Genomic DNA, 14,340 nt, shown 5'->3' with positions numbered 1-14,340 from the left:
TCCTCCTTTCTTTTAAACATTACTGGTTCATGGATTGTACCTTTACATAGCCTTTTTTGGGGCCGGGCACATTTCCTTTTATAAGCAATAGATTACGTTCTTCATCAATTTGTACGACTTCAAGGTTCTGAACCGTCACTTGATCGCCGCCCATCTGTCCGGGAAGCTTTGTCCCTTTGAACACTTTAGATGTGTCAATAGGGCTCAATGCGCCTGAGCCTCGATGGTAGCGAGAACCGTGTGATTTTGGACCGATTGCGTAATTGTGGCGCTTAATCGAACCCTGAAATCCTTTCCCTTTCGAGACGCCCGTGACGTCGATGACGTCGCCGGATGTGAATGTATTAACGCGGACTTCTTGACCAACTTCGTGATCTGCAAGATTCATATTGCGAAATTCACGGACGTAGCGCTTGGGCGCCGTGCTTGCTTTTTCAGCATGGCCTTTTTCCGGTTTGGTGGCACTTTTTTCTTTTTTATCATCCGTGCCTAACTGAACCGCATCGTAACCATCATTCGCTTCTGTTTTTAACTGCATGACAATGTTCGGGTTTGCTTGAACGACAGTTACAGGAACAACATCGCCGTTCTCTTTAAACACCTGCGTCATGCCGATCTTCTTACCCAAGATTCCTTTGGCCATCAGTCACACCTCCTGTTTTTTCATATTAAATGGTTTGTATCCCTAAATCGCATTTAGAGTTTAATCTCAATATCGACACCCGACGGCAGATCTAAACGCATCAAAGCGTCTACCGTTTGCGGCGTCGGACTGAGAATATCGATGAGGCGCTTGTGCGTGCGCATTTCGAATTGCTCGCGTGAATCCTTAAATTTGTGCGTTGCGCGGATAACGGTGTACACCGACCGGTCTGTCGGAAGAGGCACCGGTCCTGAAACTTTTGCTTCGGAACGCTTCGCGGTTTCCACAATTTTTGCGGAAGATTGATCAAGGATTCTATGATCATACGCCTTTAATCGAATTCGGATTTTCTCGTTTGCCATGTTTAACCCTCCTTTTCGTCTGATTATCAGACTGGCTCCGTGAAAATTCCCCCACCCGCCATGGCAAAGGGGCCGGGTGTGTCGGGCAACCTTCCACTTCTTCGCTCGACAATCAAAAAGGGGAGGTCCGTATGTGTTGGCCTCCACCCACCTTGTTTGTCACACCTAACTATTATAAAGGCAACAAATACTGATTGCAAGTGCAAAGTTGCATTTTAACGCATTTTGTTTATTCCACGCAGGGGCAGCCATCCATTATGGTCATTTCATATCCATAAAAAGCGGCAAGCACTCGAATAAGCATACTTGCTGATCTTTTTTATTTACGTGTTATAGGTTAAACAAACCCTCAATCAAGAAGTGTCCCGCTTGAACTGTGAGTAAGTGACCTTACAATTGGGCCGTCGGGAAAAGGATAACGCTATCTTCACCTTAATCGGAATCGAAATAAGCTGTGATTTCTACGCGGACATCTTCCGGGGGAATATGAAAGTTTTGTCCTTTCAGCCGAAGATAGGTGTTTTACAATGTTTCTTGAATAAATGCTTGTTTAAGATCCATTAGAAAGACTTGACTTTTGCAAAATGGCAAAAATCTTAGTTTTTTTTGCTATAATCCTATAAACACGGATAACATTTATCGTACAAAAGAGCACCCCTTGCGGGATGCTCTTTTTTGGTTTACTTCAAGATCTCTGTTACAACACCGGAACCTACGGTACGTCCACCTTCACGAATCGAGAATCTTGTTCCGTCCTCGATAGCAATCGGTTGAATAAGTGACACGGTCATTTCGATGTTGTCGCCGGGCATAACCATTTCCACGCCTTCAGGAAGATCAATTACACCGGTAACATCCGTTGTACGGAAGTAGAATTGCGGACGATAATTTTGGAAGAACGGCGTATGGCGACCACCTTCATCTTTTGAAAGGACATAAACTTCTGCTTTAAATTCTGTATGCGGAGTGATGGAACCTGGCTTCGCAAGTACCTGCCCGCGTGTAATTTGTTCACGGTTAACACCACGCAACAATGCGCCGATGTTGTCGCCAGCTTCGGCATAGTCCAGGATTTTGTGGAACATCTCTACACCTGTAACGGTGGTTTTTCTAGACTCTTCCGTAATACCGAGAATTTCTACTTCATCACCAGAGTTTAACATGCCACGTTCAACACGGCCGGTTGCAACCGTACCACGGCCAGTGATAGAGAAAACATCCTCCACCGGCATCATGAATGGCTTGTCTGTGTCACGATCCGGCGTTGGAATATAATTGTCGACTTCTTGCATCAAGTCGAGGATTTTTTGCGTGTGCTCTTCATCTCCTTCAAGAGCTTTCAACGCGGATCCGGATACAACTGGGATGTCGTCTCCCGGGAAGTCATACTCGGATAGTAGATCGCGCACTTCCATTTCAACGAGTTCAAGTAGCTCTTCGTCGTCTACCTGGTCTACTTTGTTAAGGAAGACAACGATGGACGGTACACCGACGTTACGGGAAAGCAAGATGTGCTCACGTGTTTGCGGCATCGGACCGTCAGCGGCGGATACAACTAGGATGGATCCGTCCATTTGCGCGGCACCTGTGATCATGTTTTTCACGTAGTCTGCGTGTCCCGGGCAATCCACGTGTGCATAGTGACGATCTTCTGTTTCATACTCAACGTGGGAAGTTGCGATCGTAATGCCACGTTCTTTTTCTTCCGGTGCACCATCGATTGCGTCATATTCCATGACAGTACCTGTGCCGGATTGCTCGTGAAGCACTTTTGTAATCGCTGCAGTCAGCGTTGTTTTCCCATGGTCTACGTGCCCGATTGTGCCGATATTGGCGTGTGTTTTCGACCGATCAAATTTTTCTTTTGCCATTGAAATGTTCCTCCCTTAATTAAGGTTTTTTATATAGCAAGAAAGCATGATCGTTGATCTACTTTCTAGGCTTTTCATTCTAAAGAAGTGAATTATTCACCGGTGTTCTTTTTAATGATCTCTTCAGAAATGCTCTTCGGCACTTCCGCATAATGATCAAAGAACATCGAATATGTTCCGCGTCCTTGTGTGTTTGAACGAAGATTTGTCGCATATCCAAACATCTCTGCAAGTGGCACGAAAGCACTGATGATTTGTGCGTTTCCTCGGGCGCCCATTCCTTCCACTCGACCGCGTCGTGATGTAATGTCACCCATAACATCGCCCATGTATTCTTCCGGAACGATGATTTCAACTTTCATCAACGGTTCGAGCAAGACAGGTTCACATCTTGATTTTGCTTCTTTAAGCGCCATGGAGGCGGCAATTTTAAATGCCATTTCATTTGAATCCACATCATGGTAGGACCCGTCATACAAACGCGCCTTTACATCAATCATTGGATAGCCGGCGAGCAAACCGTTTTGTAACGATTCTTCGACCCCTTGCTCCACTGAGTTGATATAGTCCCGAGGAACGACCCCGCCAACGATCGCGTTTTCAAATTCAAAGCCTGCGCCCTGTTCATTCGGACTAAACTCGATCCAAACATGACCGTATTGACCACGACCACCGGATTGGCGAATGAATTTGCCTTCGCATTCCGCAGAAGTTCTAATCGTTTCGCGATAAGAGACTTGCGGTGCGCCGACCTGCGCTTCGACTTTAAACTCTCGCTTTAAACGATCCACGATGATATCAAGGTGTAGTTCACCCATTCCGGAAATAACCGTTTGGCCTGTTTCCTCATCTGTATACGTTTTAAACGTAGGGTCTTCTTCCGCAAGTTTGCCGAGTGCAACGCCCATTTTGTCTTGATCCGCTTTTGACTTCGGCTCTACCGACAAGGAGATAACAGTTTCCGGAAAGTCCATGGACTCGAGAATCACACGATCTTTCTCATCACAAAGTGTATCACCTGTCGATGTGTCTTTCAAACCGATGCCGGCAGCAATGTCTCCGGAGTAGACTCTAGAAATCTCTTCCCTTGAATTGGCGTGCATCTGCAAAATTCTTCCGACACGTTCGCGATTATCTTTAGATGAGTTTCGAACATAGGACCCGGCTGCAAGCGTGCCTGAATAGACACGGAAAAAGGTCAATTTCCCAACATAAGGATCAGTCATAATTTTAAAAGCAAGTGCGGAAAACGATCCTTCGTCATCAGCTTCACGAGTCACTTCTTCTTCTGAATCCGGCTTTACCCCTTTAATGGGCGGAACGTCCGTCGGTGCCGGCAAGTAATCAAGGACTCCATCCAAAATCAATTGGACACCTTTGTTTTTAAAGGCCGATCCGCAAAAGACGGGATAAAACTCAATGTCCAGCGTCCCTTTCCGAATTGCTTTTCTAATATCCTCGGTATTGAGTTCCTCGCCTTCCAGGTACATCATCATAAGATCTTCATCGAATTCTGCAACAGCGTCAATCAGTTGGTCGCGATAGGAATCAGCTTGTTCACGGTACTCATCGGGGACCTCACGAACTTCTATATCTTCACCCAAGTTATCCCGATAATAGTAGGCTTTCATTTCCACAAGATCGATAATTCCTTCGAATTCGTCCTCCGCGCCGATAGGGAGCTGAACAGGATGGGCGTTCGCGCCAAGGCGATCTTTTAATGTACTTACCGAATAGAGGAAGTCCGCTCCGACTTTATCCATTTTGTTGACGAAAACAATTCTTGGCACATGATAGGTCGTAGCTTGACGCCAAACTGTTTCGGTTTGCGGTTCGACGCCTGATTGCGCATCAAGGACAGCTACTGAGCCATCAAGGACACGTAGGGAGCGTTCCACTTCTACCGTGAAATCGACGTGTCCCGGGGTATCGATGATGTTGATACGATGGTTTTTCCACTGGGCTGTTGTCGCGGCAGATGTGATGGTAATTCCACGGTCTTGCTCTTGCGACATCCAGTCCATTTGGGAAGCACCCTCATGTGTTTCTCCAATTTTATGGGTCCGGCCGGTATAGAACAAAATACGTTCCGTGGCCGTCGTTTTACCGGCATCAATGTGAGCCATGATGCCGATATTACGTGTTTTCTCCAAGGAGAATTCTCTTGACATGACCTACACTTTCTCCTTTCATCCATTTCTGGCGGATTTCCTGCAATAAGAGCGGCTACACTACCAACGATAATGGGCAAATGCTTTGTTTGCTTCTGCCATACGGTGAGTGTCTTCACGTTTTCTGACAGCTGAGCCAGTATTATTGGCTGCATCCAATATTTCATTTGCCAGGCGCTCTTCCATTGATTTTTCTCCGCGTAAACGCGCGTAGCTTACCATCCAACGTAAGCCCAGCGTTGTACGGCGATCAGGCTTCACTTCGATCGGAACCTGATAGTTGGCACCACCGACACGGCGAGCCTTCACTTCAAGCACCGGCATAATATTCTTCAAGGCCTGATCAAAGACTTCCATTGGTTCCTCACCACTGCGCTCACGAACCAAGTCAAATGATTTATACAGGATATTTTGTGCCTTTCCTTTTTTGCCATCAATCATAATACGGTTAATGAGCCGAGTCACCAACTTTGAATTATAAAGCGGATCCGGCAATACTTCACGACGAGGTACAGGACCTTTACGAGGCATGTCCGACCCTCCTTTCTTGATCATTTACGTTATTTTTTTGCACGTTTGGTTCCGTATTTGGAACGACCTTGCTTTCGACCCTGGACACCTGCAGTGTCTAGGCTTCCGCGGACAATGTGGTAGCGCACACCCGGAAGGTCTTTCACACGGCCTCCACGAATAAGCACAACACTATGCTCCTGCAAGTTGTGACCAATTCCCGGGATATAAGCCGTTACCTCGATCCCGTTAGTCAAGCGGACACGCGCATACTTACGTAGTGACGAGTTTGGTTTTTTTGGTGTCATTGTGCCGACACGCGTACATACACCCTGTTTTTGCGGAGAAGTATGATCGGTCGGCTGTTTTCTAATGCTGTCAAAACCTTTGTTAAGCGCAGGCGCATCAGATGTCTTTGGTTTCGTTTGACGCCGCTTGCGAACAAGCTGATTAATGGTTGGCATCGTTTTTCCTCCCTTCTTAAACACCTTTTTCGTGTGAGTAATAAAATGATTGCTTCTTGCTTGTGAACCCTTGCCCAAAGCGCTTTTATAAGACCACTGTTCCAGGTGGTTCACATAAGAACAAACATAAACATTTTTACCGGACAGACGAGACTGCCAGGCAAAAAACCTTTACTGTCTTTCAGCATTTATCCTTTTTTAAGGGTTTGCCGAACTTAGTATCCTATGATGATTTCCGATTTTCGGGAATCACGCGCACCTTTGATATCTTATCAAAGGGGCATTGCGATGTCAATTGATTTCCGCTGATCATTTCATACAGGACGGAGTCCGGGAAATGTTGCCTTTAATGCTAAAGCCGGCGCTAGCGCGCCCTGCGCTACAATGGTGCGCCGGCCGGTTATCCAATACCGGGAAAGGTGGAAAAATGACTTGCTTTTCCACCCCCCTTTTGCTAACACTCATATCTAACAACGACGGATTTACCGACGTGAAAGAGCACCTTCTGGTTCTTCTGCGGTTTCTTCCATATTTTCTTCGCCACTGTCCGCTTTGAGGGAGCGATAACGTTGCATGCCTGTGCCTGCCGGAACGAGTTTTCCGAGAATCACGTTTTCTTTTAATCCGAGCAATGCATCTGCTCTTCCTTTGATCGCCGCATCCGTAAGGACACGAGTCGTTTCCTGGAAGGATGCCGCCGACAAGAAAGAGTCGGTCTCAAGGGAAGCTTTCGTGATGCCCAGGATAACAGGTGTACCAACCGCCGGGCGCTGATTTTTGCGAAGCACTTCTTTGTTAACATCATCAAAGTGATTCACTTCCACTAACGTTCCGGGCAGAACATCCGTATCACCGGAGTCGTTCACGCGGATTTTACGGAGCATCTGCCGAACCATAACTTCTACGTGTTTATCGCCGATACCCACGCCCTGCATACGATATACTTTCTGGACTTCCCTGAGCAAGTATTCTTTTACTTCTTTGATCCCGGTTACTTTCAGCAGCTCTTTCGGATCAATAGAGCCCTCCGTGAGCGCCTGGCCGGCCTCGACATGATCGCCTTCCGCAACACGCAGGCGCGCACCATAGCCTGTTGTATAAGATTTCGATTCAATTTCCCCGCTGATAATGATGTCTTTCTTATCGCCTGCATCGTGAATCTCGCTTACCGTACCTTCAAGTTCGGTAATAAGCGCCTGCCCTTTCGGATTACGAGCCTCAAAGAGTTCTTGAATACGCGGGAGACCTTGCGTGATATCGTCGCCGGCTACCCCGCCGGTGTGGAATGTACGCATTGTAAGCTGTGTCCCCGGCTCACCGATGGATTGCGCGGCGATAATACCAACTGCTTCTCCAACCTCAACATCACTGCCGGTTGCCAAGTTTCGGCCATAGCATTTTTTACAAACTCCACGAGCTGTATCACATGCAAAGGCGGAGCGAATCGTTACTTTTTCAACGTTTGCATCGACGATCGCTTTCGCAGTGTCTTCCGTGATCAATTCATTCTTTTCCACAAGTTTAGCCCCGGTATCAGGGTGCGTGACAGTTTGAAACGCTAATCGCCCAATCAGGCGATCGTATAGACCTTCGATAACTTCCGTTCCGTCTCGTAATGCTTCGACGGTAAGCCCTCGATCTGTCCCACAGTCATCTTCACGAACAATGACGTCTTGAGCGACGTCTACAAGACGGCGGGTCAAATAACCGGAGTCGGCGGTTTTCAGCGCTGTGTCTGCCAAACCTTTACGCGCGCCATGGGTGGAAATAAAGTATTCCAGCACAGTGAGTCCTTCTCGAAAACTTGATTTAATCGGCAATTCGATGATCTGTCCGGATGGGTTTGCCATCAGCCCACGCATGCCTGCCAGCTGAGTGAAATTCGAAGCGTTCCCGCGGGAACCGGAGTCACTCATCATATAGATCGGGTTCGAAGTATCTAGTGTTTTCATCAGTCGCTCTTGAATCGTGTCTTTTGCTTCGCTCCAAATGGAAATGACTTTGTCGTACCTTTCATCTTCCGTGATCAACCCGCGCCTAAACTGCTTCATGACACGGTTTACTTTATCCTCGGCATTATCGATAACTTGCTGTTTTTCAGGAAGAACAACCACATCGGAAATCCCTACGGTAATCCCGGCTTTTGTTGAGTAGTAAAAACCAAGATCTTTCATGCTATCCAACATCCGGGACGTTTCCGTCACTTGGAATTTCTTAAAAACTTCAGCGATGATGTCGCCGAGAAAACCTTTTTTAAATGGAGAAACAAGTTCCTTTTCCGCTAGCGCATTTTTTACATCCGTTCCTTTTGGAACAAAATATTTTTCCGGTGTTTCGTTTATCAGGTTGCCAGCAGAGGGTTCATTCATATACGGAAAGGAGCTTGGTAAAATTTCATTGAATATCAATTTCCCGATCGTCGTCAGTAACAGCTGGTCTTTCACTTTTTCGGGGAAGATGCTGTTTTCCATCGAGGAAACCGAAACAGCTACACGTGTATGCAGATGCACGTAACCATTTTGGTATGCCGTAATCGCCTCATTGCTGTCCTTGAATATAGCTCCCTCACCTGCAGCACCTTTTCGTTCGGCCGTAAGGTAGTAATTACCGAGAACCATATCCTGCGAAGGCGTAACGACCGGGTTTCCGTCTTTTGGATTTAGAATGTTTTGCGCAGACATCATTAGAACCCGCGCTTCCGCTTGAGCCTCTGCCGATAGTGGAACGTGGACGGCCATTTGGTCTCCGTCGAAATCGGCATTGTAAGCCGTACAGACGAGTGGGTGCAAATGAATCGCGCGACCTTCAACGAGCACAGGTTCAAACGACTGGATTCCCAATCTGTGAAGCGTTGGCGCACGGTTAAGCAATACCGGATGTTCTTTGATCACATCTTCAAGGACGTCCCATATTTCCGGCTGGACTCGATCAACCTTTCGTTTGGCACTTTTGATGTTATGTGCCGAACCATTTTCCACCAACTCTTTCATAACAAAGGGCTTAAACAATTCCAATGCCATTTCTTTCGGCAGGCCGCACTGATACATTTTTAAACTCGGCCCTACGACGATAACGGAACGGCCGGAGTAGTCTACGCGTTTTCCGAGAAGGTTTTGACGGAATCGTCCCTGTTTTCCTTTGAGCATGTGGGAGAGTGATTTCAACGGACGGTTCCCCGGCCCGGTAATCGGCCGACCGCGCCTTCCGTTGTCGATAAGCGCATCTACAGCTTCCTGAAGCATGCGTTTTTCGTTTTGGACGATAATACTTGGCGCACCTAGATCCAACAAACGCTTTAAACGATTATTACGGTTAATCACCCGACGGTATAAATCGTTCAAATCAGAAGTAGCAAACCGACCGCCATCCAATTGAACCATCGGGCGTAATTCCGGCGGGATGATAGGGAGGACGTCCATGATCATCCAGGCAGGGTGATTCCCCGAATGGCGGAAGGCTTCCAATACTTCCAAACGTTTAATGGCACGGGTGCGACGCTGTCCTTGTGCTGTTTCAAGTTCATCTCGAAGCGCTTTTACTTCTTGATCGAGATTTAAATCGGACAATATCTTGCGAATCGCTTCCGCACCCATTTGCGCAGTGAAAGAACGTCCGTATTTATCATAATACGAGCGATATTCTTTTTCGGAAAGCAACTGCTTATATTCAAGCGGCGTGTCGCCTGTTTCCGTAACAACATACGAAGCGAAATAAATGACTTCTTCAAGTGAACGGGGGGACATATCAAGAACTAGCCCCATTCGACTCGGGATACCTTTAAAATACCAAATGTGTGAAACCGGAGCTGCCAGTTCAATGTGACCCATGCGCTCACGGCGAACTTTCGCCCGTGTTACTTCAACCCCGCAACGGTCACAGACAACTCCTTTATAACGAACGCGTTTATATTTCCCGCAATGGCACTCCCAGTCCTTTTGCGGGCCGAAAATACGTTCACAAAACAAGCCATCTTTCTCCGGTTTCAAGGTCCGGTAGTTGATGGTCTCAGGTTTTTTCACTTCGCCTCTAGACCAATTGCGGATCTTATCGGAAGAAGCAAGGCCGACTTTCATGTATTCAAAATTATTGACATCTATCAAAGGGTGGTCCCTCCCTTTCTTAGCGCACGAATTGTCATAAGGTGAAACTTCCATCATAGGGGGTTTCACCCCCTATGATGGTTAGTTGAACCAATAAAGGTGTTAGTCGCCCGCTTTACCGGAAATCAGCATCGGAAACCGGAAGTCGAAAGTCAGAAGATTATTTCTCGCTTCTTGAAAATGCCTTTCCGACTTCTGACCTCCGGGATCGCGGGCGCTTACCACCGGGATAAAAGAATGCAAGGGCGTGGGTGACAGAGGGGTGAAGAGCGCCATATTTTAAGGCCTTCTTCACCTCTCTTCTTTTACAGACTTAAGCGTTCTCCGTAGACTCCAGTTTCAAGTTCATTTTGTCATTCGACTCGTCTTCTTCATCATCCAGCTCTTTCATTTCAATTTCTTCTTCATTGCTGGATAACATTTTCACGTCCATGCCTAGGCTCTGGAGCTCTTTAATCAACACTTTGAACGATTCCGGAACACCCGGTTCCGGTACATTCTCACCTTTAACGATCGATTCATACGTTTTCACACGACCAATCGTGTCGTCAGACTTTACCGTCAGAATTTCTTGCAACGTATACGCGGCTCCATAAGCCTCAAGCGCCCAAACTTCCATCTCGCCAAAACGCTGTCCACCAAATTGCGCTTTTCCGCCCAACGGCTGTTGCGTAACCAAGGAATAGGGGCCGGTGGAACGGGCATGAAGTTTGTCGTCTACCATGTGAGCCAGCTTAATCATATACATAACCCCGACAGATACACGGTGATCATAGGCCTCGCCACTGCGCCCGTCATATAAAACGGTTTTTCCGTCACTGGCTATTCCTGCTTCTTCAAACGACGCCTGAACGTCCTCTTCACGGGCACCGTCAAAGACCGGTGTGGCGACATGAATTCCAAGTTCGCGCGCGGACATGCCCAAGTGCATTTCCAGCACTTGTCCGATATTCATTCGCGAGGGCACTCCGAGGGGGTTTAACATCATGTCTACCGGCGTGCCATCCGGCATGAAAGGCATATCTTCCTCGGGTAGGATCCGGGAAATAACGCCTTTGTTTCCGTGTCGACCGGCCATTTTATCGCCTTCGTGAATCTTTCGCTTTTGTACGATATACACACGCACGAGCTGGTTCACACCCGGCGGAAGCTCGTCACCGTCTTCACGGTTGAAAATCTTTACATCAAGCACGATACCGTCCCCGCCGTGAGGCGCTTTTAACGACGTATCACGTACTTCACGCGCTTTTTCACCGAAGATGGCGTGAAGCAAGCGCTCTTCAGCCGTAAGTTCAGTCATCCCTTTCGGGGTCACTTTGCCAACGAGGATATCCCCGTCTTTAATTTCGGCACCGACACGAATAATGCCCCGGTCATCGAGGTTACGCAAAGCATCTTCCCCGACGTTCGGAATATCCCGGGTGATTTCTTCCGGCCCCAGTTTCGTGTCGCGTGCTTCCGATTCATATTCTTCGATGTGAATGGAGGTAAAGACATCATCTTTTACAAGCCGTTCACTCAGAATGATGGCATCTTCATAGTTGTATCCTTCCCAAGTCATAAAGCCAAGAAGCACATTTCGTCCGATGGCCATTTCCCCTTTATCCATCGAAGGTCCGTCGGCCAACACTTCCCCTTTGTCGATCACATCGCCACTATCGACAATTGGGCGTTGATTGTAACTTGTGCCTTGATTGGAGCGGATAAACTTGGACATTCGGTATACATCTTCATCGGTTTCAACTTCTTTTCCGTCCACTTCCTCAAGACGGCGCATCTGGATTTCTCTTGCCGTCACACGCTTGACGACTCCTCGATGAGCAGCGGTGATGGCCGCACCTGAATCCTTCGCGGAAACATACTCCATGCCCGTTCCGACTATGGGAGCCTCCGGTTCCAGCAACGGAACAGCTTGACGTTGCATATTCGCCCCCATCAGCGCACGGTTGGAGTCATCGTTTTCAAGGAATGGAATAGATGCCGTTGCTGCCGAAACCACTTGTTTAGGGGAAACGTCCATATAATCAATGCGTTCTTTCGCTACGATTGTATTTTCTTCACGAAAACGAGCAATGATATGATCATCGACAAACGTGCCGTCTTCATTCAGGCTCGCGTTAGCTTGAGCCATCACGTAGTTCAATTCTTCATCGGCCGTCAAATAGTCCACGCGATCGGAGACGACCCCTGTTTCCGGATCGACACGCCGATAAGGCGTTTCCATGAAGCCAAACGCATTAACTTTTGCATACGAAGACAACGAGTTGATCAAGCCGATATTCGGACCCTCAGGTGTTTCAATCGGACACATACGGCCATAGTGAGAGTAGTGAACGTCACGAACCTCCGTGCCGGCCCTCTCCCTTGTCAAACCGCCCGGACCAAGCGCAGACAAGCGACGCTTGTGTGTCAGTTCGGCAAGCGGATTCGTTTGATCCATAAATTGTGAAAGCTGTGAGCTTCCGAAAAACTCTTTAATGGAAGCAATGACCGGCCGAATATTGATGAGCCCCTGCGGCGTGATTTGACTTGGATCTTGAATCGACATTCGTTCACGAACGACACGCTCCATTCGGGACAAACCAATGCGAAATTGATTTTGCAGCAACTCCCCGACCGAGCGCAAACGACGGTTTCCCAGATGGTCGATATCATCCGTGCCGCCAACACCATGAAGCAAGTTGAAAAAATAGCTGACGGAAGCGACAATATCTTCCGCTGTAATGTTTTTGATGTTAGGATCCGGCGTCCCGTTGCTAATCACTTCAATCGTCTGCTCGCCGTCCGGATCGTTGGGAGCAAACACTTTAATCGATTGAACCGTTACTTCGCCCTCCTCATCAACCATGCCTCCGGCGACCCTGAAGGATTTAAACCCAAGTCCATCATCCAGATAAGGGAGCAAACGGTCGAGCACACGCCGGTCAATGAGCGTTCCTTCTTCCGCAAGGATTTCACCGGTTTCCGGATCCGCAAGCGTCTCTGCTAGAACTTGATTAAACAGACGCTCTTTAATATGCAGCTTCTTATTGACTTTATAGCGCCCTACATTCGCTAGATCATATCGCTTCGGATCAAAAAAGCGGGATTCAAGCAAGCTACGAGCATTGTCTACCGTCGGCGGTTCACCGGGACGAAGTCGCTCATAGATTTCCAACAGCGCTTTTTCGGTGTCATCCGTACTGTCTTTTTCCAAAGAATTGCGCAGAAACTCATTCTCTCCTATTAAATCAACGATCTCTTGGTCCGAGCCGAAACCAAGTGCCCTTAATAGGACCGTTATGGGAATTTTTCGGGTGCGATCGATACGTACATAAGTGATATCTTTCGCATCCGTTTCAAATTCAAGCCAAGCCCCACGATTCGGGATGACCGTTGCGGTAAAACCTCTTTTCCCGTTTTTATCGAATTTTTGGTTGTAATAAACACTGGGAGAACGAACAAGCTGAGAAACGATCACGCGTTCCGCCCCATTAATAATAAATGTTCCGGTATCGGTCATGAGCGGGAAGTCACCCATGAATACTTCCTGTTCCTTCACCTCACCGGTTTCCTGGTTCATGAGGCGAACTTTCACACGTAATGGAGCAGAATACGTAACATCCCGCTCTTTAGAATCTTCGACGGAATACTTTGGCTCACCAAGGCTATAGTCGATAAATTCCAAGACGAGATTGCCAGTAAAATCTTCTATAGGGGAAATGTCCTGAAACATGACTCGCATCCCCTCATCAAGAAACCACTGATAGGAAGACGTTTGAATCTCAATGAGATTGGGAAGCTCTAGTACCTCGCTAATTCTTGCGTAGCTTCTGCGCTGGCGATGACGTCCATACTGAATAAGTTGACCTGTCAACGAATTCACCCCTCAAAATCCGTATAGTGTTTAGCATCCTTCAGGCCCCCGGCACGGCCCATGCTATAGGAGAAAAAAGATCATTCTTTATAAACCCGACTTAATAGAATGTCGTCTAATTTTAAAAGAATGATGCCGTCAGTTATATACAAGGGGGGCAACACGTAGTACAATGAATGTAGTCTAAAACCATTCTGGGTTCACTATCAAAAGCCTGGATGGCTCGGAGGATAGGATAAGAAAAGACGTCGACCTTCGCTATCCTTGGCGGAAAGTCACGTTTTTCCAAGATTTTTTTCTGATTATACCAGTGTTCCCAAACCCAATAACCTTTATACGAGTAAATGAAAAGAAAAACGATAC

General features: G+C 47.4%; 8 protein-coding genes. All 8 read right to left on the bottom strand.

Features of this window, described 5'->3' with window-relative positions:
* Positions 1-19: 19 nt before the first annotated feature.
* Positions 20-643: a 50S ribosomal protein L3 gene (gene rplC, locus DT065_RS11925; protein ID WP_114373635.1), complete on the bottom strand. Its 624-nt coding sequence runs from the start codon at positions 641-643 to the stop codon at positions 20-22.
* Between the two features lie 53 nt (positions 644-696).
* Positions 697-1,005, bottom strand: a complete 309-nt coding sequence (gene rpsJ / locus DT065_RS11920) for a 30S ribosomal protein S10 (RefSeq protein WP_114373633.1) — start codon at positions 1,003-1,005, stop codon at positions 697-699.
* Positions 1,006-1,685: 680 nt separating this feature from the next.
* Complete coding sequence (gene tuf / locus DT065_RS11915; protein ID WP_114373631.1) at positions 1,686-2,876, bottom strand: elongation factor Tu; 1,191 nt, start codon at positions 2,874-2,876, stop codon at positions 1,686-1,688.
* A gap of 92 nt (positions 2,877-2,968) precedes the next feature.
* Positions 2,969-5,047 carry an elongation factor G gene (gene fusA / locus DT065_RS11910; RefSeq protein ID WP_114373628.1) on the bottom strand — a complete coding sequence of 693 codons (2,079 nt, stop codon included), beginning with the start codon at positions 5,045-5,047 and terminating at the stop codon, positions 2,969-2,971.
* A gap of 60 nt (positions 5,048-5,107) precedes the next feature.
* Positions 5,108-5,578: a 30S ribosomal protein S7 gene (gene rpsG / locus DT065_RS11905; RefSeq protein ID WP_114373625.1), complete on the bottom strand. Its 471-nt coding sequence runs from the start codon at positions 5,576-5,578 to the stop codon at positions 5,108-5,110.
* Between the two features lie 29 nt (positions 5,579-5,607).
* Positions 5,608-6,021 (bottom strand): 30S ribosomal protein S12, encoded by a 414-nt coding sequence (rpsL, locus tag DT065_RS11900; protein ID WP_114373621.1) that lies wholly within the window; start codon positions 6,019-6,021, stop codon positions 5,608-5,610.
* Positions 6,022-6,503: 482 nt separating this feature from the next.
* A complete protein-coding gene (gene rpoC, locus DT065_RS11895; protein WP_114376275.1) occupies positions 6,504-10,121 on the bottom strand; it encodes a DNA-directed RNA polymerase subunit beta' in 3,618 nt (1,205 codons plus the stop codon).
* A gap of 313 nt (positions 10,122-10,434) precedes the next feature.
* Positions 10,435-13,977: a DNA-directed RNA polymerase subunit beta gene (rpoB, locus tag DT065_RS11890; protein WP_114373618.1), complete on the bottom strand. Its 3,543-nt coding sequence runs from the start codon at positions 13,975-13,977 to the stop codon at positions 10,435-10,437.
* Positions 13,978-14,340: the final 363 nt, after the last annotated feature.

Origin of the sequence: Salicibibacter kimchii, from assembly GCF_003336365.1 — a bacterium.
Classification (GTDB): Bacteria; Bacillota; Bacilli; order Bacillales; family Marinococcaceae; genus Salicibibacter; species Salicibibacter kimchii.
Note: the sequence above shows the minus strand (reverse complement) of the source record. Positions and strands in the feature narration are given on the sequence as shown.

Excerpts from the sequence above, each read along its gene's own strand:
- rplC (WP_114373635.1), bottom strand. The coding sequence starts at position 643 with ATGGCCAAAGGAATCTTGGGTAAGAAGATCGGCATGACGCAGGTGTTT.
- rpsJ (WP_114373633.1), bottom strand. The coding sequence starts at position 1,005 with ATGGCAAACGAGAAAATCCGAATTCGATTAAAGGCGTATGATCATAGA.
- tuf (WP_114373631.1), bottom strand. The coding sequence starts at position 2,876 with ATGGCAAAAGAAAAATTTGATCGGTCGAAAACACACGCCAATATCGGC.
- fusA (WP_114373628.1), bottom strand. The coding sequence starts at position 5,047 with ATGTCAAGAGAATTCTCCTTGGAGAAAACACGTAATATCGGCATCATG.
- rpsG (WP_114373625.1), bottom strand. The coding sequence starts at position 5,578 with ATGCCTCGTAAAGGTCCTGTACCTCGTCGTGAAGTATTGCCGGATCCG.
- rpsL (WP_114373621.1), bottom strand. The coding sequence starts at position 6,021 with ATGCCAACCATTAATCAGCTTGTTCGCAAGCGGCGTCAAACGAAACCA.